Here is a 26012-nt window from a genome sequence, read left to right on the forward strand (position 1 = left end):
ATAAATATGAAGATGTCCGAATTCATACAAAAAATGATGAAAGATTGCTTAATCATCTTTGCATCCATCATCATTATTATTACTATTTTGAGACAAATTTATTATCCTAATATGGTCTTTGATTTGAAGTCGATTTATATCATTATGGGATTTTCATTGATAAGCTCATTAGTGGGATTTATTTTGTATTCTCCGAATGATATAAGTGAGAAGAACATGCAGATAAGAAGGGTCATTCATTTTATCACTTTAGAAATTCTATTGATTGCCCTTGGCAGCGTTTTTGGCATTGTAAATCGTGCAGAAGATGTAATCATTTTTTCACTGGAAATAGCAGTTATCTATATCCTAGTTCGACTGCTGTCATGGAAACATGATAAAAAAGAGGCCCAAAAAATCAACGATAAACTTAAGGCATTAAAGAAAGATGTGTATGAGTAGTTAATAAAATCATAAAGCGGTTGTTATCTGCAACCGATTAATTTGCGGTAAGCTATATGCTTTACCGCTTTTTTTGCATCTTATTTGCCTGTGGATACCACTTACTGATTTTCTCTATACTTCCTTTCACCAGTTTACTATGATGAGTTCATAAAAAATTATTCGAAAGAGAAGGTGTATCTACGATGGGAACTTTATTATTATTTATCGCTTTGATATTTGAAATTGCCTTTGCCATCTACTGTATGATAACTAAGCAAAACGATAAAAAATTTAAGAATTGGATTAGAGTTGCTTTATTTATTGCATTTGTTATTCTCACACTTTCATCAGTTATTGTGTGGAGTTTCCGCTGGATTATGCCAGCCATACTGCTTTTTATTTTAGCGTTCACGGGGGCAGTTTCTCTTATCCGTAACAAAACAAATACAAGAAAATACAAAACATCTAAAACTGTGTGGAAATCTATGATGATGATGTTGGCATCGATCATTGCACTTGCACTTGCACCTGTACTAGTTTTTCCGCTACATAAATCACCAAAAGTGACAGGAAAATATGAAGTGGCAACCGCTGCTTACACCTATATTGATAAAAACCGTATGGAGGAATTTACCGACAAAGGTCAGAACAGATTTGTTAATGTAGAATTTTGGTATCCCAAAAACGCAAATGGAACATATCCTCTATTGGTGTTCTCACATGGAGGATACGGTATTAAGGCAAGCAATACCTCTACCTATACTGAGCTTGCAAGCCACGGTTATGTAGTCGTTTCAATCGATCATCCTTATCATTCCTTTTACACTCGTTCAGAGGATGGTACGGTTGCTATGATCAATACAGATTATAACCGTGAAATCAGCAATCTCAATAAAGAAGGCATTTACACGAATGAAGAACTCTATGGACTCATTCAAAAATGGATGAAACTTCGAACAGACGATATGAATTTTGTTATAAATACAATCCTAAAAAAAGCTGAAAGTGATCATAATCCCCTTTATCAACTTATCAATACAGAGAAAATTGGTGTGTTTGGGCACTCCATGGGCGGCGCAGCAAGTGTTTGGCTAGGCAGACAACGGGAGGATATTCGTGCTGTGGTAAATATTGATGCCCCGTTCTTTAGTGAGCTTGATTATCAGCAAGAAACGAATGCTTTTGCTGCAAGAAATGAAGCCTACACGACCCCACTTCTTAACATTTATTCTGACGATGTTTGGGGACAGCTTGATCGTACTCCCTTTTATGTAGCGAACAATCCCAATAATGAACAATTCAAAGAAGCATATACGACTCATTTTCAAGGGGCAAAACATTTAAGCTTAACTGATTTACCGCTTTTCTCTCCTATTCTTGCAAATATCCTGCAAGGCGGAAAAGCAAAAATCGATAAATATTACTCTATTGACACTGAAAATGAACTAATTCTTAAATTTTTTGACTATGAGTTAAAGGGCATCGGCCAGTTCACTCCCAAGAAAACATATTGATTTTACCTAGTAGCTATAGAAGATATGGGTTTGACCTATTCTTTCCATCACTTGGTATGTCGTGGTAATAGTTGAAACGGCTGCCCTTCTGGATTTTATATTTGTATTCACCTTTTTCATTCGCTGCACAGAAAAGTTTCTCTAGGTGGCACACCGTCCAAATCTATTATATAGAACACCACATATAAAAAATTTATATAGGGCCCGATAGTTAATTGTCCGATTAAACAAAGTTTGGTAGAATTTAGATGGAACATTAGAAAGCGTTTTCTTTAATAGAACAATACGAAACGGTTATGGTTATGAAACGGAGGCAATATTATGGGACAGAAAAATGAATTTGCACACCGTATGGCCAGCAAGACCATCAGACTTTTGGATGTATCAGGAAATCCTGTTGCAGGAAAAGAAGTAGAACTTAAACAGACAAACCATAAGTTCTTATTTGGCTGCGGCATTTTTGATGTAATTCAAGTGGCCAATAAAAATGTGCCAGCAGACAGACTTACCTTTTTAGAAGAAAAACTGGATAAGTTCTTAGACGTATTTAACTCTGCAACATTACCTTTCTATTGGGGGACATTCGAGCCTGAAAAAGGTAAACCACTTACTAAAGAATTAAAGGCCGCTGCACAGTGGTTAAAGGAAAGAAACGTAACCGTGAAAGGACATCCTCTTTGCTGGCACACCGTAACGGCTCCATGGCTTCTGGATTTAAGCAATGAAGAAATTTTAAAAGCACAATTTGCTCGAATTGAACGTGAAGTATCAGATTTTAAAGGATTAATAGATATGTGGGATGTGATCAATGAAGTGGTGATCATGCCTATCTTTGATAAGTATGATAATGGCATTACTAGAATTAGTAAAGAACTTGGGCGTGTTGGGATTATTAAAGAAATGTTTGCCAAAACACGTGAATTTAATCCTGGTGCAACCCTTTTATTAAATGACTTTAATACATCTATTAACTATGAAATCTTAATTGATGGATGTTTAAATGCAGGTGTTCCAATTGATGCGATTGGTATTCAGTCCCATCAGCATCAGGGATATTGGGGACGTGAGAAATTAGAAGAGGTCTTAGACCGTTTCTCACACTTTGGTCTTCCCCTTCATTTTACAGAGAACACATTGACATCCGGTCATCTGATGCCGCCTCAAATTGAAGATCTGAATGATTACCAGATTCCCGAATGGCCATCAACACCAGAATTCGAAGAACGTCAGGCAAAAGAAATAGAAGAAATGTATTCTATTCTGTTTAAACATCCTCAAGTAGAAGCCATTACTGCTTGGTCCTTCAGTGATGATGGGGCATGGCTTGGAGCTCCTGCTGGATTTATCAGAACAGATAATAGCCCAAAACCATCATATGAAGTAGTAAAGAAACTGATTAAAAATGACTGGAATACAAATGTAACATGCAAGACTGATGACAGCGGAAAGTTTTTATTTGAGGGATATCTTGGTGATTATGACCTTGTTTGTAGAGATAAGAAAGTAAGCTTTAAATTAGATAAAGAGCCTGAAATAGTACAGATGGTAATCTAATTGAGCTGTATAGTTGAAAGAGCTTCCGGCCAAATCTAGGCCGGAAGTTTTGCATAAGGTAATATAGAATTCTTTTTAAAGTCTAGCTACAGTATGGCTTCATGAAACTATACTAAACGATAGAGCCGATCACGTTCTTATCTGTGGATAAAGAATTTTTCAAGAAATTCAAGGAAGTTTCTATCCGATTTTTAGCTACTTCATCTAATTCATACTGATTATTTTCTAATTTGTTTATTTGACTATCCAAAATAAAAGCACCTTTTAACAGATGGGTTGCGCCAAGCGCAGACAGCACTGGCTTCAATGCATAATCTAACATTAATAGATGGCCAAAGGTTCCCCCAACCGCAATCGGTAAAACAGTCTTACCTTCAAGACCATTTTGCGGTAATAGATCAAGATAGGTTTTTAAAACCCCTGTAAAAGAAGCTTTGTAAACAGGTGTCAGAATGACAATGATGTTTGAATCTTCGACCTTTTTATTAGCTTTAACTATTTCTTCACTATCAAATTTCGCTTGAATTAAATCCTCGGCTGGAAGATTTCGAACATGGATGATTTCAGGAATGATATTCTCCCCTTCTAAATGCCTGACAACTTCATCCAACACCCCATTTAATCTCGTATATTCAGAAGGACTTCCAGAAATAATTGTTATTTTACTCATCATTAAAACTCCCTTTCTTTAGTGAACTCGCTATTTTATCTCGAGCTCTTTCTATGTTCATATAAATTATGACTTCCAATTTACTAACGGTGAAAATCCTGTTTGGACAGTCCGCTATCTCATGAATCCTAATACTCTATTTTGTTAGTCTTAAATCACTTGTTGACAATTTGTCTTTCCCCAAAATTCGGTTTAATATTTGGCTCACGGTTGGAGAAAACATTGGATGTTCTCTCTGCCTAGGATATGGTAGTTTAATAGGCTGATTCATCACAATTTCCCCATCTTCAATTAAGATGACTCTATTCGCGAGCGCAACCGCTTCTTCGACATCATGGGTCACCAACACGGCAGTAAACTTTTTATCCATCCATAAATCCTCAATGAGCTGATGCATTTCGATCCGTGTCAGGGCATCCAGGGCCCCAAGTGGTTCATCTAATAATAGAATATTGGGCTCATGAACTAATGCTCTAGCAAGTGCTACTCTCTGGCGTTGTCCCCCTGATAATACAGATGGCCAATCATTTCCCCGGTCAGCTAATCCAACTTGTTCCAATACCTTTTCAGCACGCTGCCTCCAGTCTGTTTTCAAACCCAAACCAACATTTTGGACCACTCTTTTCCAAGGGAGGAGTCTGCCGTCCTGAAACATGATTTTTGCTAATTGATTTCTACCTTCTAAACGTTCACCATCCGTATAGATTTCTCCATCACTAGCCGTCTCTAATCCAGCAAGTAAGCGTAATAACGTACTTTTACCACATCCGCTTTTTCCTACAATTGCAATAAATTCTCCTTTTTGAACCTTTAGATTAATGTTGCGGAGTACTTTATGATTGCCAAATGATTTTTCCAAGTTAGAAATTTCTAATATAGGTAGTTCTCGTTCTTTTTTTTCAGGCATTATTTACCCTCCTTCCTATTTTCGATAAGATGGATTCCATTGTAAGAATCTCTTCTCAGCTATTTTCGCTATAAGGTCTGATAGTTTTCCGAGAAGTGCATATAGAATAATACTTAATACGACGATATCCAGTCTCATAAATTCTCTAGCGTTCATAGCCATATACCCTATACCAGAATTCGATGCAATTGTTTCAGCGACAATAAGGGTAACCCACGTAATACCTATTGCATAGCGAACTCCAACTAAGATAGAAGGAAGCGCGCCGGGCAAAATAATGTTCCAGAATAACGAAAACCCTTTAAGTCCATAAACATTTCCCATTTCAATTAGAGATTTGTCGATCGAACGGATTCCATGAAAGGTGTTTAAGTAAATCGGAAAAAAAGTACCTAATGCGACTAGAAAAAGCTTTGCCTCTTCTTCGATTCCGAACCATAAAATTACAATCGGAATTAACGCTAGATGTGGAATATTCCGAATCATTTGTAAGGAACTATCCAACAGACTTTCTGAAATTCTCGACAAGCCGTTCAACAGACCTAAAGCAAATCCTATTCCCCCGCCGATCAAAAATCCTATGATAGCTCGTTTACCACTTGCACCAATGTATTCGAAAAGCTGACCAGATCGGGCTAGCTCAACCGCTGACTTAAACACATCTACCGGGTTTGGCAGCACACGTGAAGATAATAGGCCAAATTGGCTTGATACTTGCCAGGAAGCAAGTAATAAAATGGGAACAATCCACGGAACGATCTGTTTTCTATTCATGTTCATTACCCCCTTACTTTAAGACTTTCGGCAATTCGTTGTTTGCCACAATTTCTCCAAAAGGACTGATAATATTCGTTGAATCCGATTGAGGAGCATCCTTGTCTAATGGAAGATGCGGGAATAATAATTCAGATACACGGTAAGCTTCTTCCAAGTGTGGATAACCTGAAAGGATAAAGGTTTCAATTCCAAGGTCAGCGTATTCCTTCATTCTTTGTGCGACCGTTTCAGGATCGCCTACTAATGCTGTCCCCGCTCCTCCTCTAACAAGACCTACTCCTGCCCATAAGTTCGGACTGATTTCTAATTGGTCCTTACTTCCATTGTGTAATTCCGACATTCTCTGCTGTCCAACCGAATCAAACCGCGAAAAGATCTTTTGAGAGGAGGCAATTAAATCATCATCTACATATTTAATCAAATCATTCGCTGCCTCCCAGGCTTCTTGATCGGTTTCTCTCACAATGACATGCAATCGAATCCCAAAACGAACGGTCCGGCCCTGCTGAGCTGCTAATTTTTTTACCTCGTTTATTTTTTCTGCCACTTTTGCAGGCGGTTCTCCCCATGTTAAGTAGTAATCCACATGCTTCGCAGCTATTTCTTGCCCAATTTCAGAAGATCCTCCGAAATAAAGAGGCGGATAAGGTTGTTGTACAGGTGGATATAACAATTTTCCATTATCGATAGTTAAGTAGTCCCCAGAAAAGTTGGCCTCTCCTTTTTCCAACAAGTCCCTCCATATTGTTAAAAATTCATCCGTTAATTCATAGCGTTCCGTATGATTTAAATGAAGACCATCTCCTGCCAGTTCCACAGGATCTCCGCCGGTTACCACATTGATTAATAGCCGGCCATTTGATAAGCGATCAAATGTGGCTGCCATTCTGGCGGCTTGTGATGGTGAACTTAAACCAGGCCGTACGGCAACTAGAAATTTCATACGTGAGGTAACGGAAATTAAACTTGATGCTACCACCCATGAATCTTCGCAAGATCTTCCTGTTGGAAGTAAAGCACCAGTAAAACCTAACTCATCTACTGCCTGAGCCACCTGTTTTAAGTAAGGCAAGGTAACTGCTCTGCCTCCTGTAGTTACTCCTAAATATCTTGAATCACCGTGTGTTGGAATAAACCAAAATACATTCATTTTTTAATCCCCTTTATTAATTATTAGTTTTTAAAAGTGCTTCTTGTACTTCAATATCTTCTGGAATTAATTTAAGCTTATAAAATGCATCAGCGATTTGTTGTTGATCCTTTGCTGTCTGGTCACTTACTTTTTCTAATCCAAAGGTTCTTCTATTGAGTGTTAATTCTAATGTATCCACACTCATTCCGATTTGAGGTGCTAGAAATTTGGCTGCTTCTTTTGGATTCGCTTGAACCCATTGATCGGTCTTTTCCAACTCCTTAAAGATAACGTCTAATACTTTAGGATTGGCCTTTGCAAATTGATTGGCAGCTAAGAAAAATTCGCGGTTGCTTACTAATCCTTCTCCATCTGCTAAGATCCTTGCTTTCGTAGCCAGCTGAGCATCTGCTAAGAAAGGATCCCAAATCACCCAGGCATCAACATCTCCTTTTTCAAATGCAGCCCGCGCATCTGCAGGTGTTAGAAAGATTGTCTTAATATCACTGTACGGGATACCTGCTTTTTCCAATGCTTTGACTAATAAATAATGGACATTTGAACCTTTATTTAACGCGATTTTTTTTCCCTTTAAGTCTTTCAGCGATTTAATTGGAGAATTTTCAGGTACGATAATCGCTTCCCCTTTTGGATTTGCAGTTGCATTGGCATAGTACACGAGCGGGGCTCCTGCCGCTTGAGCAAAAATTGGCGGCGCTTCTCCTGTATGACCAAAGTCTAAACTGCCTACATTTAATGCCTCAAGCAACTGAGGACCTCCAGGAAACTCGGTCCATTTCACCGTATATCCAAGTGATTTTAGATCTTTATCCAAAGTTCCTTTTGCCTTTAAAATGTTTAAGGTACCGAACTTTTGATAACCAATATTAATGACCTTTGATTCCTTACTATTTGAAGCCGTTTCTTTGCTTTCTCCTGAAGTAGAAGAACTGCACCCACTTACCAAAAAGGTCAAAAGTAAGATGAATGCCAACCACCATTGATTTTTATTTTTTTTAATCACGTATGACTCCTCCATTTTCTCTATTATTCTCGTAGATTCTGAAATATTTTTTCACTTACACACAATGAATCACTTCCTTTCAGTGGACTGATCAGAAAATATGTTTAATTAAAATTAACTACATTAAACCTATTTATTTAATCGGAATAAGGTGAATAAAAAAGGCCCCTGATCTCATTAATTAGAGAAAAGGAGCCTTCGGTAGTCCGATCAGCTTTTTTATGTATTTTCGTGAGCCTGGTAACCAAGTTAATTAATAGAAAATTTAAATATTATTTTATTCATACTTTTCCGACCTGTCAAGATAGAAATAATTATTTTCTAACTTAACCCACTTGTTTACTTGGTTTTAAAACTATGACTAAACTTTATATTCCTACGCTTCAATTGTCAACTGATTTTTTAAAATATTTTAAAAAAAAGAAAAAAATAATATTCCTACTTGACTCATCGGATTAATTGGTATAAGATTAATTAAAATTATATGAATTGTATGGCTGATTGGTCAACCAAAAGCACCTAACTCTATTGAGGAAGGTGCTTTTTTATTACAAAAGAAAAGAAAGAAAGGAGTTTTTTGATGTTAGAGAGATATCCCATTTTACCAGGAGCTGAACCATTTTTCTTTAAAGGTAATCATATCGGTATCTTGATTTCCCACGGATTTGTGGGAACACCTCAAAGTATTCGGTTTTTAGGAGAGTATATTGCTTCTCAAGGTTATACGGTCTATGGACCTAGATTAAAAGGACATGGAACACATTATGAAGATATGGAAAGATGCAGCTTCCAAGATTGGGTTCAAAGTCTAGAAGATGGATATCTCTTCTTACGCCAACATTGCAGTGATATCTTCATTATCGGTCAATCCATGGGTGGTACCTTAACACTAAATCTTGCAAGTAAATATTCTGACATCCAAGGGGCGGTGTTGATAAATGCTGCGATGACGACTATTCCTGTAATGGAGGAGTTTAGAGTAAAGCAGACGCCTCGGTTTATTGAGGAAGGCTCTCCTGATATTAAGGCAGCTGACGTATATGAAATTGCCTATGAAAAAGCACCAACCCAATCCATACAACAGTTGTTGTTATTAATGGATGAAACACGCAAAAAACTATCGAATGTTAAAAGTCCTGTGTTGGCCTTTCAATCAGTAGAAGACCATGTCGTTCCTCAAGAAAACACAGATTATATCATGGATCGTATTCAATCGGACTTCAAAGAAAACATTCCACTTTATAACTCTTATCACGTGGCTTCTATGGATAATGAAAAAGAATTTATTGCTAAACAATGCTGTGTATTTATTGAGAAATTTGCTGGTAACCAACAGAAAATGAGGATTTTATAATCCTTTTTAATCATAAAGAATGATTAAAATATAACTAGAGGATTTTCGGAGGTGTTTTGGAATGAAAAATATGCTTCGCCAGGCTGTTGAGATGAAAAAAAAAACTTAATAGATAAGTTGATATCCCTGAGGGCTTATAAAATTAATGACAAACATCTTTTTGAGTTGACATTGAGTGAACTTGAAGAGGAATATAGGTCCTTTAGAAAAGCAAGATAGACATATTGGGTGTTTAGATTAAATGTTGAATAGACCTATCCGACATACGGAAGGTCATCATTTTATTTTGATAAATGCAAATCAGATTTTTGGAATTCCATGAATAACCCCTTTATCCCTCAACGTAATCACCATACCCTTCTTCTGTAATATGTACTATAAACGTCACTTTGTAATCCTCCGAATTTGAACTTCAATTAATGATCCAGATGTCCACGACTGCAATTAAAGGTTTCATGCCCTTGTTTATAATAAAAAACTGTAGAAAATTTCTTCTACAGTTTTTTATATTTATTTCCTTTCACTTCAATGAACTTTCCACCACTTTTTTATAAGGCAGTCGATCTTTTGTGTTTAATGCCCATTCTTCTCCGTCAATTAATAATACATCCACTGCTTCATTATAAAAGCTTAGCAATCCTTTTATTTCATGCACCTCTGGAAGTGGTTCCTTATAGCTCCAGACAACATCCTTATATTCCTTTCCATTAATGAAAACTGACCAATACTTTGCAAATCCCTTATATGGGCACTGAGTTTGTGTTTGGGTCGGAATTAATAAATCCAGTTTTATATCTTCTGGCGGCAAATAATACCTAGCTGTCAATCCTGTCTCGTATAGAATAACAGGCCGCTTGCTGTCCGCAACAATCTCACCGTCGATTATGACTTGGACATGCCGAGTACTTTGAATGGCATCAATTCTTGAGTACGGATCCCTTGCATGGACAAACACTTCTTCCTCTTCTTCGTTCCATGCGTCTGCCTTATTCCAAACAAAAGATACTAGACCACTAATCACGGAACTTTTCTCTGGAGGATTTGGAAAACTCCAAGCGGCGTTCTCAATCACTTTATCGCCGGCCTTTATATGCCAATAAATGGCCTCTCCCTTGTTTGGGTCAACCGTTCGTTTATCAGATTTTATCAACTGATTTTGCCGAATATCTGCTAAGGGAAAATAATAGACTGGCAGTTTTCCTGTTTCCGTCACGGTAACGACACGTTTACTGTCAGCGATGAACTCACTCCCAAATTTCACTCGAATCCATTTTGGACTCTTTTCAGCTCTGATTTGCCATCCTTCACGATCGCCATCTCTCAATGACCATTGGGGGTCATGATGAACCATTAGCCTCACTCCTATTATTTCATTAAACTATATCTAGAAACTTCTCATTTTTAAAGAGCGTGTAAATTTTCTCAATATCGATGGTTAAATTTCGGTCCTCTGAATAAAATGGAACCACTGAGCGAATTGCCAGATAGGCTGCTTTTGTGCCCTTTCCTAACTGACTGGAACCGCGAAGATCGATGGCTTGAGCAGCATGAATGGCTTCAATTCCTAAGATAGTAAAGAGTTTATCCAGGATTTCTCTTGTTTTTGAAACAACAAACGGTGCATTAGTCCCATGATCTTCTATATCCCCTGCAAGTGAATAGTAATCGGCTGAAGCGGGATTGGATAAATGACGAATCTCCGCATCCAAGGCCGTAATTGTTTTCTGCAAGGTACAGAATCCGATCGACTCCTGTTCATTGGGTGTTAAGAAACGTGACAGACCCGTAAAAGAAGGATTTCCTAACTTAATCGTCCGGTAACAGGAACTTTTTGAAATATGGTGTAAAGCATTTCCTGCCATTTCAAAACCAAGAACCCACGAGAGAGGATCAAAATTGGCACAAGAAACAATTCGCTTTTCCTCTACGAGGACACATGGATTGTCATCGGAACTATTTATATGTAGTTCCAGCTGCTCTTTACAATAATGGTAAGCATCCCGAGCCGCACCATGAATTTGGCAAGCATCTCGAAAACTAAGCGGATCTTGCAGCGATTCTTTATTATAGCTGGTCCATAAGTCGCTGCCTTCAAGTATCTTTCTGATATTTTTTAAACTCCCTAATTGTCCAGGAAAGGGACGGACTCGATGTACCGCCTCATCGAGCGTGCTAATATTCCCTCGAATGGCCTCTAACGATAACGCATAAACCATATCGGCCCATTCTATCACTCTCTTAAAATCCAATAATGCGATAGCACCTGTCCCGGCTGATAACGCATTGGAACTTACGATGGCGAGGCCATCCTTTGGTCCGAGTTTAAGCGGCGCTAATCCCTCATTTTGAAGAGCTTTGGCCGCTGACAAGCGCACTCCATTCACTTCTACCTCCCCTTCACCAATCATGGCGAGACCAATATGAGAAATAGTCGAAATGTCTGCAGCACCTACCGACCCTTTTAAGGGCAGCACCGGATGGATACCTAAGTTGAGAAAATCTACATATCTCTCGACAATCTCAGGTTGAACACCCGTACAGCCTAACAGTAAACTGTTCAGCCTCGCAAGCATAACCGCGCGGATTTCCGCCTCTTCTGCCATTGGTTTTACACCAGCAGAATGAGAGAGAAGTAGATTACGATTATATAGTTCAAAGGAGGCTGGTCCAATGACTTTATCCTTGTTCCAGCCTACCCCCCGATTAAATCCATAAATCGGGACATCCCTGCTTGCAAGTTCATAGATTAGTTTCCTAGATTCACGAATTTTTTGTGTTACTTCCTCTTTTATTACTACTCTTCTTTTTTCAAATACAACAGAAAAAAAATCTTCAATTTTAAGATGATGGCCATCCAGTATCAATACTGAGCTCTGATCATTTTGAGCCGTACTGACCTTGACCGCAGTGGTTAGATCACACATTGATTTCTTTCTTTTCTTTGAAGGCATATTTATAGAGTTCGATGCCTAATACTTCCTCTACTTCTGGATAAACTGATGGGTCTTTCACGCTAGAACTTAGAGGAATCTTAGATTTATCAATCGCAAATACAGCGATTTCTGCCCCTTCTTCTAAATAGCCAACGCTGACAGGCTGACCTGTCTCTATGGAAAAGGTTGTAATGACATCAGGAAATGTACCATATCGTTTTCCGCCCTGATCCTCTACGGCCATATATTCATTCATTACATGGAGAATGAAGGTATTATCTGCACCTTCTACCTCAATCGTACCAATATCAAATGCGCCGGAATAATGGATATCTTTTTTACTTACCTTTCCCTTGCCAATAATCCTGCCGCCTGTTTTTTCCGTAATGGTCTCCAATACATGTGCCGGTCCAAAAGGCTCTGCCTCGATTATGGCTCTGCCTAAATCAATGGCAATGGAGATACCTCCAATCGCTGCATGTTCTTTTATATATTTAGCAGGAAGGGGATGTCTTGCAGCAGCAATAAATCCGCCAGCCATATCGGAGGCCGTACGCAAGATATTGGATGTCCTCGCTACCGTTCCTTTGACTACGAGTTCCAAATAGCTGCCGATCTCTGGTTTCCCCCCTGCCACAGCCTGTATGGTTTCGTATTCAATATTAGAAGAAAGTCCTAAAGAACCCATTTTTCCTGTAGGATGTGCTCTGATATCACCGGTAGCATCTACCACTACCAGGTCAAGAGCAGCAGCCGGCAGCCATCCGTTAATGGTACTTGACATCCCGTTTTGTGGAGTCATCACACCCACAATTTGCCCTTCATATTTTTCAATAATCAGCTGGACCGCTTTTATATAATCCTTCCCTAACATTTGCCAATCTCTTCCTGCTGGTGCCCCTATCGCAGTACAAGTCAAAATGATCGCATCATCCGGGAGCTCATCCACTGAAACCAGCTTTGGTTTTCCAACAGCTAGTGCTGCGCCTCCGATTTCTAAACCATGATCAACCCAACCGCCGCCGCCACTTGCAAATACCGATCCTCCCTTTACAGCTGCTAGCACATCATCTTTCGTTAATTCACGCATGAATGTTCTCCTCCTCATTTGTATTCACTCGATTGATACCCTTTTTGGATATTTCATCAAATGATTCTTCATAACCTGCATCCGCATAACGTAAAACGCCTAAACCAGTATCATTTTGCAGGAGTGTTTGAATTCGAATATCCGTCTCCTCCGAACCATCCGCCACAATCGTTACTCCTGCACTAGTCATAAAACCTGTGTAACCGCCTCCTCCCGAGTGTATCGCGACTAAATCAGCCATGGATGAGCAATTCAACATCGCATTTAGTAATGGCCAATCAGATATGGCATCACTTCCATCCTTCATCCGTTCTGTCATGATATTAGGATGGGACATAGCACCTGCATCCAAATGATCCCGCGAGAACGCAATAGGACCAGACAATTTCCCTTCTCTCACTAAACGATTAACCGCAAGTGCCAGTTTGGTTCGATCCTCATGACCTAACCATCCGATTCTAGCTGGGAGTCCCTCCACTGGAATATACTGGTTTGCTAGTCTTATCCAATTAGTAACAATTTCATTTCCGCTAAATTCCTCCAATAGATATTGATCAATAGTGCGAATATCTTCCGCATCACCACTAAGTGCTATCCAGCGGAATGGACCGATTGCTCTGGCAAAAAGTGGTCGTAGAAAGGCTTCTGTAAAAATATCAATATCAAAGGCCTCTTCTACCCCATATTGTTTTGCCTGTGTTCGAATGTTATTGCCATTATCAAATACGACCGCCCCTCTTTCTTTAAAGCCAAGCATGGCTTTCACTTCTTTTGCAATAGAGATCCCTGCATCTTCTTGAAGCTTTTCAGACCGTGTTTCTCTTGCTTTTGCTAATTGCTCAAGAGTGTAGTTACTTGGAACGTATCCATATAAAAGATCATGTGCTGACGTTTGATCCGTTACAATATCAGGTATGATGTTTCTTCTTAAAAGCTCCGGATAAACATCTGCTGCATTTCCCAGCAGACCAACTGACAAACTTTCCTTATTTGTCACCGCTTGTTGAATCCAGTTTAAGGCTTCAACCAGATTCTCCGTTTTTCTTTCCAGGTAACCTGCTGCTATTCTTCTGTCAATTCTTTCCTCGGATACTTCTACACATAGAATTGCCGCATTCGCCATTTTTCCTGCTAATGGCTGAGAACCGCCCATCCCCCCCAAACCTGCTGTTAAGATAAATCGTCCGGTTAAATCTCCTCCGAAATGAAGGCGCGCTATTCTTTGAAAGATTTCATACGTTCCCTGTATCACACCTTGTGAACCGATATATTGCCACGCCGCTGCTGTTAACCCACCCCAGATAATTAACCCTTTTTCCTGGAGCCGATAGAAGTTTTCACTTGTGGCCCATTTTCCTACTAAATTACAGTTGGCCATGATCACCAACGGAGCTTGGCGATGAGTTTTAAATATCCCAATCGGTTTACCAGATTGAATGACAAGAGTTTCGTCTTCCTCTAATTCCTTTAATGTACGAACGATTGCATGATAAGAAGGCCAGTTTCTCGCTGCCTTTCCTAGTGATGCATAAACAATCAGTTCATTAGGGTTTTCCCCATTTTCGAGTACGTTCTCGAGCATCCGCAATAGGGCTTCTTGTCTCCATCCTTTACAGCGGAGCTCTGTTCCTCGTTTTGCTAAAATAGTCGTCACTTTTTCACCTGATTTCTTTTATTTAACAGACGTTGTGGTAAAACGATTTTTAGGGCGTTCTAATCCAAGATTTTCACGAAGTGTTTTGCCGCTATATTCGGTTTTATACAGTCCCCTTCGCTGCAGTTCTGGAACCACCAAATCCACAAACTCATCAAGTGCACCTGGCAAATAGGGAAAGGCAATATTAAATCCGTCTGCTGCTTTGTTTACAAACCTTTCTTCTAGTTGATCTGCAATCTGTTCAGGGGTTCCTGCCATTCCTCGTGAATTAAACCTTTTGCACAACTGGCGAAGCGTTAAATTTTCTTTTTCCATCAATGTTCGAACAGCCAAAAGTTTGCTTTTACTTTTGTTAGCACTCTCGATATCAGGAAGAAAAGGTAATGGCTCGTCAAGTGGATAAACAGAAAGATCCTCACCAATCTCATGAGAAAGTAAATCGAGGCCTAACTGCCATGGTATTAAATTATCAATAGCTGCTAATTTTTCTTCAGCCTCTTCCTTTGTTTTTCCAATTACCGGCATAATGCCAGGCAGGATTTTCAAATGCTGATCTAACCGGCCATACTTCGCCATTCTTTCCTTAATATCTTGATAGAGATGAATACCTTCTTCTAATGTTCCTATAGGTGCAAATACAACTTCGGCCGTTGCTGCCGCTAATTCTTTTCCCGCTTCAGATGCACCCGCCTGAATTAGAACTGGATAACCTTGTGGCGTTCGTGCCACATTCAAGGGACCGCGCACGGAAAATTCTGGCCCCTTGTGCTGTAAATAATGAAGCTTATTGATATCTGCAAAAAGGCCGCTCTCTTTATCAAAAAGGAGAGCATCATCTTCCCAGCTATCCCATAATCCTTCCGTTACATCGATAAACTCTTTCGCCCGTTCATAACGTTTTTCGTGCAAAAGGTGCTTTTCTTTCCCAAAGTTTTGAGCTTCTTCATCGGTTCTGGAGGTCACAATATTCCATGCGGTTCTACCGCCGCTTAAGTGGTCAAGTGTCGCCAGTTTTCTGGCTATATGATACGGCTCATTGTAGGTAGTGGATATAGTAGCACCTAATCCAATTTGATTTGTAATAACAGAAAGGGCTGAAAGAAGCGTAAACGGTTCTGGCCGAATACTATTGGCATATTTCACACTGGATTCAAAGTCATCCCAAACATATAACTCATCCGCATAGAAAAAGAGATCAAATTTACCCTTTTCTGCTGTTTGAACAATCCGCTTGTAATAGTCAAAATTTAATAATCCCTCTGCCTCAGCATTCGGATGTCTCCAGCTGGAAATTTGCTCTCCAGCTGGAAAAAACATCATGGCACCAAGGATCATTTGACGTTTTTCTCGTTCCATAATCTCCTCCTTATTTCATATGGTTATGAAGTCAACCAGGACAGACGACGTTGATTGAAAATTTTATTTGATTAGCCCCTGCGCTTTTAACCATTCCTTAGCTACATCAAGCGGCGGTCGTTGGTTTAACTCCACTTCGCCGTTTAATTTTTGCATTTCTTCGTCGGTAATTTTACCAGCCAATTTATTAAGAGTCTTCTCGAGTTCTGGGTGTTCTTTGAGTACACTTTCTCTAATTAAAGGAGCCGCATAATAGGGTAAAAAGACATTTTTGTCATCCTGTAACACTTTCAGACCAGTTTCAGATATTTTGCTGTCTGTTGAATATACAATCATGGAGTCGATCAAATTTTGTTTAACAGCTTGATATTGCAAAGACTGTTCCTGTATTGTTTTGATTGCTTTGTATTTAAGGCCATATGTTTTTTCAATAATGGGCCATGAATCAGGTCTGTTCATATACTCCTGGCTGGCTCCAAAAACAAGCTGATCCGATACTTTTGCCAAATCTGAGATTGTTTTAATACCTAATTTATCCGCTTCTTCTTTCTTTACAGCTAAGCCATACGTATTATTAAAACCAATCGGCTCCAAAATTTTTAATTGATATTTCTCATCTAGTCCCTTTGACACCTTTTCATAAACTTGATCGGCATCAAATATCGGATCCTCTTTTAATAAATTAAGTAAAGCAGTCCCTGTATACTCCACATATGTATCTGCTTTCCCAGCCTTAATCGCATCCCATAATAGTTTGTTATCCAGCGTCTTCACTTCTGTTTTCAAATCCGTATCATTCTCAATGAGAAGTTTTTCCATGTTTGCTAAAATATCTGATTCGGCAAAGCCTTTTGTTGCAATCACGATGGTGTCTGTTTTACTAGTTCCTGAAGCCTTTTCATCTTGTGCACCGCATCCCGTTATGACAAACAACAGGGTGGCTATCATGGCAGCGAATAAGGTGCTTTTTGCTTTTCTCCTGTTATGAAACTTGAAAAATGTTTTCATCAATTTTCCCCCCTAGAAATCTATTATTATATTTTTGTTTGACCTCTTAACCCTTTCGGAGTTAAGAAATAATTAGCACCCAGTAATATTAGATTAACGACGATAACCAGAATTGATACGGGTATGGCTCCTTCTAAAATCGTAGCGGTATTCACCATTGAAATACCACGTGTAATGATATCCCCTAACCCTCCTGCAGCAATATAGGTAGCAATCGTGGCAAGACTAATTGTTTGGACCACAACAAGCCGAATCCCCGCCAAAATGACCCCTCTTGCGATGGGCAGCTGAATCATTCTAAGAATTTGGCGCTTCGTCATTCCCATTCCTGTTCCTGCTTCAATCAATGCCCCATTGACATCTAGAATTCCCACGTAGGTGTTCTGAAGAATTGGAAGTAATGAATATAACGTTAAAGCAATAATGGCGGGTGTTGTGCCAATTCCAAAGAACGGAATTAAAAAACCAAACAGGGCCAAGCTTGGTATCGTCTGAATAACGGAAATAAACGTAATAATCACGTTTGCCAGCTTTTTCTGACTGGTTAAAAAAATACCAAGTGGTATGGCAATGACACAGGCAATCAGGACCGAAATCAGCGAAAGATACATGTGTTCACTTGTCTTTTGTAGAATTAATTGCCAATCCGCTCTTAATGTTTCCCAAAAATAATTCATAACATCACCTCCTCTTAATTCAATTGCTAATCCTTCTACGGTTTCCTAATCCCACTGAATCGATTGTTTGGTATCTTTCTTCACCCATAAATTGTCGGACAAAGTCATTTGCAGGAGATTTTAGTATCTCTGCAGGTGTTGCATACTGAACGACCTGTCCCTGATGTAAAAGAATAATTTGATCCGCTATTTTTAATGCTTCGTCAATATCATGTGTGACAAAGATAATCGTTTTCTTCAGCTGCTTATTTAACTTTTTCAATTCATTTTGAAGTTGGACCCGGCTAATCGGGTCAAGGGCACTAAATGGCTCATCCATCAAAATAATAGACGGATTCGAAAAAAGCGCCCGGGCAACACCGATCCTCTGCTGCTGTCCACCGCTCAACTCGTGAGGATAGCGATTTCGGAAAGCCTTAGACTCTAATCCAATTAACTCCAATAACTCTTCTACACGACTTGTTAATGCCTTTCTCTTTTCACCCTTCAGCCGGGACACGATAGAAATGTTTTCTTCTATTGTCATATGTGGAAATAATCCGATCTGTTGGATCACATACCCGATATTCCTCCTTAATTGCACCGGGTCTAATCCTTTGATATTACTACCATCGATGATAATACTTCCCTCATCGGGCTCAATAAGCCGATTCACCATTTTAAGTAATGTGGTTTTGCCACAGCCTGAGGGACCGATAATGGTAATGATTTTCCCCTGGGGAATGGAAAGGCTGAAATTAGAAAGAACAGATCCAGAACCATAATCTTTACTAACTTCTTTAAACTCTACAGCTGTTTGGCTCACTTCCTTCATTCCTCTCAAAAAATATAAAAGGCCACATCCTCATGTGTGAGAATGTGACCTCCATTGGCATGGTCGATCTATGTTGATTTAATTGATTGATAATAACGTTTTTTAACAAAGTTCTATTTAGGCAAGAATAATTAAATCTCACTTGCATTAAAAAAATCTAGAGCAGAATAATGCCATTCGGGTTTTTTCTGCAATTCACCATCCACATATATTTCTACTCTTTCATTATAAAATGAGAGTAATCCCGCGATTTTTGGAATTTCTGGTATCGGGTTAGGGTAACTCCAAACAATATTTTCAAAACTCTTTCCCTCAATTTTGACGGACCAATACGATGCGATTCCCTTATAGGGGCATTTTGTTTTTAAATTGGATGGTTCAAGAATTTCCTGGGCAACGTCTTCTTTTGGAAGATAATATCTAACCGGGACTCCCGTTTCAAATACAATAACTGGTCTCCTGCTCTCAGCTATTGTTTTTCCCTCTAGGACTATCTTGATATGTCTTGAACTTAACAAGGCATCTACTCGTTTATATGGATCTCGTGGATGAACAAATATTTCCTCTTCTTCTTCAAACCAAGCATCTACCTGATTCCAGTAGAAAGAAAAATAGCCTTTAATCTCTTGACTCTCAGGAATAGGGTTCTGATAACTCCAAACCGCATTTTCTGCTGTTCGCTCCCCCACTTTAATCGTCCAATAGCTGGCATCTCCTTTTAATGGGCAGTGGCTGGTTTTATCGGTAGAAATCAATACATCTTTATTTACATCTTCTTCAGGAAAATAATAGACTGGCAGGTGCCCGCGTTCATGCAGGACCAATACTTTCTTACTATCTGCTATTATTAATCCATTAAATTTAACTCGTATCCATCTGGGTGTAGAATCTATTTTGATTGAACGTTGGGTTACACTTTTTTGAGGATCTCTTTTTAGCTGATTAATAGACTTTGACAATTTACTTCCCTCCAGTAATAAATTTTTATAACTTAGATTTTTTTCCGCCATGCTTTTGTTGGCAGTTCGTTTTTCCCTTTCTCATTTATTGAAAAATAAGAGGCCCTCAATTCAAGTTGATCTCACCTTGAATTGAGAGCCTCTAGTTAACCAGTCGGCATATAAATTATTGACCAAATATTTACTAATATCTTATACCCGACAATCCCTATCAGTCAAGTATAATTTAAACATTTTTACCAAATTTAACTAGGACCTTCGCCCGTTTAAAAACAGAGGGCTATACTCATCCCCCATATAAGGAGTTAAAAACGTCCCCTTGCTAACCTTGAATTTCAGTCTTTCTCAATGTAAATTGATTTTGCGGTATTTTGAGGCCAAGATTTTCTCTTAGCGTGTCCCCTTCATATTCAAATCGATACAACCCTCTTTCCTGCAAGATAGGGACAACCAACTTGACAAAATCTTCAAGGTCATAAGGGAGCAGTGGAAATTGGATCATAAATCCGTCTGCAGCTTTTTCAGTAAACCATTTTTCCATTTCATTCGCTACTTGTTCAGGAGTTCCGATAAAGCCGTCTTTTTTAGCTGCCCCGAAAAATCTTGTGTAAAGTTCACCGACTGTTAAATTCTCTTCATCAATGATTTTTTTCATTTCAAAAAACTGGCTTTGAATGCTATTTACAGGTGGAAACTCGACTTTCTTTGCGGGAGTAGTTAAAGAGTATTTTGAAAAATCCACATTCCCCATATATCCGGAAATAAATTTCAACGCTTCATATGGATCTATCCCTTTTTGCAATTCATGATATTTTTCTATTGCTATTTCTTCAGTTTCCCCCACAATCGGTGAAATCCCATGGAGGATCAATAGTTCATCTTCATTCCGTCCATATTCAGGTAGCCTCAATTTTAACTCTTTGTAAAATCGTTTTGCTTCCTCAATATCGTCACGGTGGGCAAATACAACCTCTGCGGTTCGTGCCGCCAAACGTTGGCCAGGCTCTGACGATCCTGCCTGAATAATGACAGGTTGCCCTTGCTTGGACCGAGCTATATTTAAAGGGCCTTTGACTGAAAAATATCTTCCCTGATAATGAAGTTCATGCATTTTCTCAGGATCAAAAAACTGTCCAGTTGTCTTATTGTATAAAAAAGCATCATCTTCCCATGAGTCCCACAATCCCTTGACCACATCAATAAATTCCTCGGCACGCTCATAACGTTGGTCATGTTCCCAATGCTTTTCCAGGTTAAAATTCAAAGCTGTTTCCCCTGTTGCATCTGCAGTAGTCACCATATTCCATCCAACTCTCCCACCGCTGACATGGTCCACTGAGGAAAATTGCCTTGCTAATATGTATGGCTCATTGTACGTTGTTGAAGACGTTCCAGCGATGCCGATTTTTTTAGTCGCCGCCGCCATTGCCGTAATAATAACAACCGGGTCAAACCTGTTTAAAATCTGGGGATGTGACTCTTTATTCACTGCCAAACTATCAGCAATGAAGGCAATATCAAATTTTCCCTTTTCTGCAAGTTGTGCATACGTGATATAAGCGGAGGGATCAATACTAGCGTTTGGCTTTGCTTTTGGATGCCGCCATGAGGCGACGTGCATTCCACTGCCAATTAAATAGGTAGCAAGCTTAATCTGCCTTTTTGTTGTCATTTACCTCGCTCCTCTTTCCAACTACTTTGTTTGAAAAGTTTCTTTGTAAGTACTTAATTCTTTTAAACTAATAAAGGTAGGGATATAGTTTCCTTTATACGTTTTCTTTATGAAATTCGCTGTATCTTCAGATTGATAGATAGATACCAGTTTTTTTAATTCTGGTCTATTTTTATCTTTCTTATTAGCAGCAATGATATTAATGTATGGCTTAGCGGTTTTGCTTTCATGAACCAGGGCATCCTTCAGGCCGAGACCTGCTTCAACTGCAACACCGTTATTAATGATCGATCCAGCGGTATCCTGCATCACGCGCGGAGTGTTCGCTGCCTCAACTGGAATAATCTTGAGCTTTTTAGGATTTTCCTTAATCTTATCCTGCCCGCCATTGCCGTCAAAATCATCGGTTACTTTAATGAGTCCTGCTTCCTGTAGGAGTAATAGAGCACGTCCCCAGTTAGGCGCGTCATTCGGAACAGCGATTTGTGCTCCCTGTGGAATCTCGTTGATTGACTTATATTTTTCAGAATATAAACCAAGCGGAGCGATAATTGTTGTGCCAATAGGTACGATATTAGTCCCATTTTTTTGATTAAACGAATCTAAATAGGCCACATGCTGGAAGGCATTTACATCGATGTCCCCTTCCGCTAAGGCTTGGTCAGGATCATAAGCAGAAGAAAAATTGACTAGTTCGATGGTTAAACCATCCTTTGCAGCCTTTTTCTTTATAAACTCCCAAGTCCTCAGCTCTGAACTTCTGATACCCACCTTAATTGTTGTACTGCTCTTAGTAGGCTGGTCTGATGTCTGGGTTGAGCATCCGGTGATAATAATGGTAATAATAAGCAATAAAGGAAAAATCCATTTCTTCATTTTTGGTATCCTCTTTTCTATTACGTAATCTCTATTTTTGATTTGATGTTAAACATCCAACTCTTATACCCTTCGCATTTTTCGTTCAAGAAGATTTCCTAACGATTGAATACCCTGAACAAGAATTACGAGTATGACAACTGTCACAACGATCGTAATCGTACTAAACCGTTGATAGCCGTAAGTGATCGCTAAATCACCAAGCCCCCCGCCGCCAATGGCCCCCGCCATCGCTGTTGCACCAATTAGACCAATCGTTACCGTCGTAATACTTAGTAGCAGTGAAGGAAAAGCTTCTGGGAATAAAAAGCGAAAAATAATTTGGGCTGGAGAAGCCCCCATAGCTTTTGCCGCTTCAATAATCCCGTCATCTACTTCGAGTAAGGAATTTTCAACCAGTCTTGACATATAAGGTCCAATATGTAGAACAAGAGGAACAATGGCAGCTGTGGTTCCAATTGATGTTCCTACAATAAATCTAGTAAAAGGAATAATAGCTACCAACAAAATAATAAAGGGAATAGACCGGAAGATATTTACAATTGGATTAAGAACGGAAAATATCAAGCGGTTCTCAAGAATATGACCTTTTCGAGTTACAACAAGCAAAACGCCTAGTGGGATACCGATCAGCGTTCCAAACACCAAGGAAATGCTAACCATGTATAAGGTTTCCCACATGGACGTGAGAATTAGTTGCGGACTTACCTCCAACATTTCCGGTCACCTCTCTTACTGTTATATTCTGTCGTTCTATATAGTCCCGAGCCTTTTCAATTTCTTTTTCAGAACCGATAAAATCTACAATTAAATGCCCGAACGGTACGCCTTGAAGTTCATTGATACTTCCAAACAAGATATTTGCTTGTACATCGAATTGTTTGGCCACTTGCGAAATGACCGGTTGCCCGGAATGAATTCCAAAGAACTTTATTTTGTAAATCTTGTGGTATTGATCATCGTTCTCTAGCAGTTCCCATAAACTAGCAGGAATTTCATCACGGACAACCGACCTGACAAAATTTTTAGCTGTTACCGTGCGAGGCTGGGAAAATATATCAAAGACACTGCCTGATTCAATTATGTTTCCATCCTCCATCACCGCAACCCGGTTGCAAACTTGCTTGATGACCTCCATTTCATGAGTAATAAGGACAATCGTAATCCGGTATTCCTCATTAATTCTTTTTAGGAGCCTCAGGATGGACTCGGTGGTCTGTGGATCGAGTGCCGAAGTAGCTTCATCACACAAGAGGACCGATGGATTAGTAGCAAGTGCACGTGCAATCCCGACACGCTGTTTTTGTCCTCCGGATAGCTGATTAGGATAACTTTCCAACTTGTCTTCTAACCCGACAAATTGAAGCAATTCTTCAACCCGCGGTTTGATATCCTTTTTCTTTTTGTTGCTTAGCAAAAGTGGCATAGCGACATTTTCAAACACCGTTTTTGACTCTAGTAAATTAAAATGTTGAAAGATCATCCCAATGTTTTTTTTCGTCTCACGGAGTTTCTTTTCAGAAAGCTCCGCCAAATTTATGCCGTTCACAAGTATTTCGCCAGCTGTTGGGTACTCCAGCAAATTAATCGTTCGGATCAATGTACTTTTACCCGCACCGCTGAACCCTATTACACCAAAAATATCTCCCTTTTCCACAGTCAATTGGATATTCTTTAATGCTGGTACCTTTTTCCCTTTGCTTTCAAATATCTTGGAGACATTATTAAATTGAATCATGCTGATGCTCCTTTTCCTATTAACTTTTGACTAGCAGAGAACTTAGAATGCTGGCACTACTGCACCCTGATATTTATCTTCAATGAATTTTCTAACCTCCTCAGATGTCAGTGCTTTGGCCAATTTTTGAATATTTTTATCATTTTTTCTTGATTTATCTGCAACTAAAATATTGACATATGGTGATTGGTCACCTTCGATAATAAGGGCATCCTTTTTGGGTTTAAATCCTCCCTCAAGGGCGTAATTCGTATTGATGGCAGCCGCTTCAACATCGTCAAGGGAGCGCACAAGTACGGGACCATCCACACCAATAAATTGAAGATGCTTGTCATTCTTAGTGATATCTTCAAGTGTATAATCAAAGTTGTCTTTCTCTTTTTGTTTAAGTTCGATTAACCCATTTGTAGCAAATAGCTGCAGGGCGCGGGAAAAATTCACTGGATCTTTAGGAATCGCAATTTTTGCGCCGTCTGACAAATTATCAATCGATTTAATTTTTTTGGAATATACACCGAATGGCTCAATATGTATTCCTTTAACACTGATTAAATCAAGACCGCTGTCCTTATTCACCTGGTTTAAATAAGGGATATGCTGAAAGTAATTGGCATCTAATTCTCCGTTTGCTGTTTGCTGATTGGTTTGAATTCCATCGTTAATCACTACGATATCTAACTTAATTCCCTGCTTTTTTAGTTCTGGCTCGATGAACTTTAAAATTTCTGCATGCGGAGTAGAAGAAGCGCCTACTTTTAGGACTACCTCCTTCTGTGAATTGTCTTTCGCTGTCGTTGAAGTCTCTTTGTTAGCACCGCAGCCTGACAAAACAACCCCGATTAATATAAGTATTGGTAGCAATGGTAATAAAATCTTTTTCATATGCTTTTTCCCCCTTCTTTTTTATGTCTATAAATGATTAATCTAATTGATGATGTATAAAATAATAGAGACCAAAACATTCTGTTGTTTACAGCAACAAGTGTTTTTGTCTCCAGATGTCTAGTGGACTATTAATCTTTTTATTGATGAATTTTATTACTTCCCTGCTTTTGACTAGCTTTAATTGCATGTTCAAGGTCAAAGATACTATCATCAAGTGCTTCGGTTCCCACTGATAAACGGATTAATCCAGGGGTAACACCTGCATCTAATTGCTCTTGAATGCTTAATTGTTGATGGGTGGTGCTGGCTGGATGAATAATTAGTGATTTTGAATCCCCTACATTGGCTAGGTGTGAAAAGAGCTTGACGGAGTTAATAAGTTTCTTCCCTGCCTCTACTCCTCGTTCCACCTTCAAGTGCAGTGATCCTTCTTTCAAATGCATCAGTTGTTGGATTCATAATCCTGGTGTAAACAAATCCTTCCTCTTCTAAATTAAAAAGCTTTGCTGCATGATCACTATCCTCAAAAACATAGGATGAAGTTTGATAAATAGGCACCACCCTTGATAGTGTTGTTGGATCCACCTCCTGACCAGCATGAACGGCAAATGTTTCAAATTGAAATTTTTTTACAATGGTCATCATATTTCCTCCTAACAATTTAGTTCTAGATTTTTCTTAGCTCATCTATCCTCACTTTGGTCAAAAGTATATCCTGTGACTTTCCCCAACCATTAACCAGCTGCAGCTATTTTTATTTAGGGAGACTGAGGCGTTCATTTGAAGAAGTTATAAAAAAAAGAGGCTCTCCATTCAAGAAAGGTTATCTTGAATGGAGAGCCTCTAATTGCCTAGTCGGCTAACAATTTAAATTAAAAGTTAATTTTGAATTATTTGCATTTTATATCAAATAATCCCTATATGTCAAGTGGGATTTATGGAAATATTCTTCTGCATCAGTAGTATTTTATAATTTATTATTCCAATTGAAT

At 39.0% G+C, this 26012-nt stretch carries 25 protein-coding genes and 1 pseudogene; 5 read left to right on the forward strand and 21 right to left on the reverse strand.

The window, feature by feature from the left end; translation table 11 throughout:
* Positions 1–6 precede the first annotated feature (6 nt).
* The 3 genes from V7266_RS14875 to V7266_RS14885 all read left to right on the forward strand — a co-directional run bounded on the left by V7266_RS14875 (position 7) and on the right by V7266_RS14885 (position 3491).
* Complete coding sequence (locus tag V7266_RS14875) at positions 7–441, forward strand: DUF3021 family protein (RefSeq protein ID WP_335468677.1); 435 nt, start codon at positions 7–9, stop codon at positions 439–441.
* 185 nt (positions 442–626) lie between these two features.
* The gene (locus V7266_RS14880) at positions 627–1937 is read left to right on the forward strand and encodes an alpha/beta fold hydrolase (RefSeq protein ID WP_335468679.1); all 1311 of its coding nucleotides are present in this window, start codon (positions 627–629) and stop codon (positions 1935–1937) included.
* 321 nt (positions 1938–2258) lie between these two features.
* Positions 2259–3491, forward strand: a complete 1233-nt coding sequence (locus tag V7266_RS14885) for an endo-1,4-beta-xylanase (protein WP_335468680.1) — start codon at positions 2259–2261, stop codon at positions 3489–3491.
* 112 nt (positions 3492–3603) lie between these two features.
* Here V7266_RS14885 and ssuE read toward each other — a convergent pair whose 3' ends face one another.
* From ssuE to V7266_RS14910, 5 genes are all read right to left on the reverse strand, one after another.
* Positions 3604–4161 (reverse strand): NADPH-dependent FMN reductase, encoded by a 558-nt coding sequence (ssuE, locus tag V7266_RS14890; protein ID WP_335468681.1) that lies wholly within the window; start codon positions 4159–4161, stop codon positions 3604–3606.
* A 136-nt stretch (positions 4162–4297) separates the two neighbouring features.
* Entirely contained in the window at positions 4298–5068 is a 771-nt protein-coding gene (locus V7266_RS14895) for an ATP-binding cassette domain-containing protein (protein WP_335468683.1), read from the reverse strand.
* Between the two features lie 15 nt (positions 5069–5083).
* Positions 5084–5842, reverse strand: a complete 759-nt coding sequence (gene ssuC / locus V7266_RS14900; RefSeq protein WP_335468685.1) for an aliphatic sulfonate ABC transporter permease SsuC — start codon at positions 5840–5842, stop codon at positions 5084–5086.
* Between the two features lie 13 nt (positions 5843–5855).
* The gene (gene ssuD / locus V7266_RS14905) at positions 5856–6995 is read right to left on the reverse strand and encodes an FMNH2-dependent alkanesulfonate monooxygenase (RefSeq protein WP_335468686.1); all 1140 of its coding nucleotides are present in this window, start codon (positions 6993–6995) and stop codon (positions 5856–5858) included.
* Between the two features lie 16 nt (positions 6996–7011).
* Complete coding sequence (locus V7266_RS14910) at positions 7012–8001, reverse strand: sulfonate ABC transporter substrate-binding protein (RefSeq protein WP_335468688.1); 990 nt, start codon at positions 7999–8001, stop codon at positions 7012–7014.
* A 580-nt stretch (positions 8002–8581) separates the two neighbouring features.
* Between V7266_RS14910 and V7266_RS14915 the strand changes: the two genes are divergently transcribed.
* Together V7266_RS14915 and fbpA are read left to right on the forward strand one after the other, a co-directional pair.
* Positions 8582–9355 carry an alpha/beta hydrolase gene (locus V7266_RS14915; RefSeq protein ID WP_335468689.1) on the forward strand — a complete coding sequence of 258 codons (774 nt, stop codon included), beginning with the start codon at positions 8582–8584 and terminating at the stop codon, positions 9353–9355.
* A 117-nt stretch (positions 9356–9472) separates the two neighbouring features.
* Entirely contained in the window at positions 9473–9574 is a 102-nt protein-coding gene (gene fbpA, locus V7266_RS14920; protein ID WP_335468690.1) for a Fur-regulated basic protein FbpA, read from the forward strand.
* 301 nt (positions 9575–9875) lie between these two features.
* On the opposite strand, the gene V7266_RS14925 is transcribed toward fbpA, so the two are convergent.
* From V7266_RS14925 to V7266_RS30755, 16 genes and pseudogenes are all read right to left on the reverse strand, one after another.
* Positions 9876–10706 carry a DUF427 domain-containing protein gene (locus V7266_RS14925; RefSeq protein WP_335468692.1) on the reverse strand — a complete coding sequence of 277 codons (831 nt, stop codon included), beginning with the start codon at positions 10704–10706 and terminating at the stop codon, positions 9876–9878.
* Positions 10707–10728: 22 nt separating this feature from the next.
* On the reverse strand, positions 10729–12279 hold the full coding sequence (locus V7266_RS14930; protein WP_335468694.1) for an HAL/PAL/TAL family ammonia-lyase: 1551 nt from the start codon (positions 12277–12279) through the stop codon (positions 10729–10731).
* The gene (locus V7266_RS14935; protein ID WP_335468695.1) at positions 12272–13378 is read right to left on the reverse strand and encodes a DUF917 domain-containing protein; all 1107 of its coding nucleotides are present in this window, start codon (positions 13376–13378) and stop codon (positions 12272–12274) included. Before V7266_RS14935 ends, V7266_RS14930 begins: the two co-directional genes overlap by 8 nt.
* A complete protein-coding gene (locus V7266_RS14940; RefSeq protein ID WP_335468696.1) occupies positions 13371–15032 on the reverse strand; it encodes a urocanate hydratase in 1662 nt (553 codons plus the stop codon). Before V7266_RS14940 ends, V7266_RS14935 begins: the two co-directional genes overlap by 8 nt.
* Before the next feature lie 18 nt (positions 15033–15050).
* The gene (locus tag V7266_RS14945; RefSeq protein WP_335468698.1) at positions 15051–16391 is read right to left on the reverse strand and encodes an LLM class flavin-dependent oxidoreductase; all 1341 of its coding nucleotides are present in this window, start codon (positions 16389–16391) and stop codon (positions 15051–15053) included.
* 63 nt (positions 16392–16454) lie between these two features.
* The gene (locus tag V7266_RS14950; protein WP_335468700.1) at positions 16455–17399 is read right to left on the reverse strand and encodes an ABC transporter substrate-binding protein; all 945 of its coding nucleotides are present in this window, start codon (positions 17397–17399) and stop codon (positions 16455–16457) included.
* Positions 17400–17425: 26 nt separating this feature from the next.
* Complete coding sequence (locus V7266_RS14955) at positions 17426–18076, reverse strand: ABC transporter permease (protein WP_335468702.1); 651 nt, start codon at positions 18074–18076, stop codon at positions 17426–17428.
* 19 nt (positions 18077–18095) lie between these two features.
* On the reverse strand, positions 18096–18881 hold the full coding sequence (locus V7266_RS14960; protein WP_420491409.1) for an ABC transporter ATP-binding protein: 786 nt from the start codon (positions 18879–18881) through the stop codon (positions 18096–18098).
* Between the two features lie 140 nt (positions 18882–19021).
* Entirely contained in the window at positions 19022–19849 is an 828-nt protein-coding gene (locus tag V7266_RS14965) for a DUF427 domain-containing protein (RefSeq protein WP_335468704.1), read from the reverse strand.
* A gap of 322 nt (positions 19850–20171) precedes the next feature.
* On the reverse strand, positions 20172–21521 hold the full coding sequence (locus V7266_RS14970) for an LLM class flavin-dependent oxidoreductase (RefSeq protein WP_335468705.1): 1350 nt from the start codon (positions 21519–21521) through the stop codon (positions 20172–20174).
* Positions 21522–21542: 21 nt separating this feature from the next.
* On the reverse strand, positions 21543–22397 hold the full coding sequence (locus V7266_RS14975) for a MetQ/NlpA family ABC transporter substrate-binding protein (RefSeq protein WP_335468706.1): 855 nt from the start codon (positions 22395–22397) through the stop codon (positions 21543–21545).
* 63 nt (positions 22398–22460) lie between these two features.
* Positions 22461–23114, reverse strand: a complete 654-nt coding sequence (locus tag V7266_RS14980; protein ID WP_335468708.1) for a methionine ABC transporter permease — start codon at positions 23112–23114, stop codon at positions 22461–22463.
* Positions 23053–24135 (reverse strand): methionine ABC transporter ATP-binding protein, encoded by a 1083-nt coding sequence (locus V7266_RS14985; RefSeq protein WP_335468710.1) that lies wholly within the window; start codon positions 24133–24135, stop codon positions 23053–23055. The genes V7266_RS14980 and V7266_RS14985 overlap by 62 nt, the downstream gene beginning before the upstream one ends.
* 42 nt (positions 24136–24177) lie before the next feature.
* On the reverse strand, positions 24178–25017 hold the full coding sequence (locus V7266_RS14990) for a MetQ/NlpA family ABC transporter substrate-binding protein (RefSeq protein WP_335468711.1): 840 nt from the start codon (positions 25015–25017) through the stop codon (positions 24178–24180).
* A 140-nt stretch (positions 25018–25157) separates the two neighbouring features.
* Positions 25158–25433: pseudogene (locus V7266_RS30750) on the reverse strand (PLP-dependent transferase); the annotation flags it as partial.
* Complete coding sequence (locus V7266_RS30755) at positions 25393–25665, reverse strand: PLP-dependent transferase (RefSeq protein ID WP_420491411.1); 273 nt, start codon at positions 25663–25665, stop codon at positions 25393–25395. The pseudogene V7266_RS30750 and the gene V7266_RS30755, both read right to left, overlap by 41 nt.
* Between the last annotated feature and the right edge of the window lie 347 nt (positions 25666–26012).

Origin of the sequence: Neobacillus drentensis (assembly GCF_036965645.1) — a bacterium.
In the GTDB taxonomy this organism is placed as follows: Bacteria; Bacillota; Bacilli; order Bacillales; family Cytobacillaceae; genus Neobacillus; species Neobacillus drentensis_D.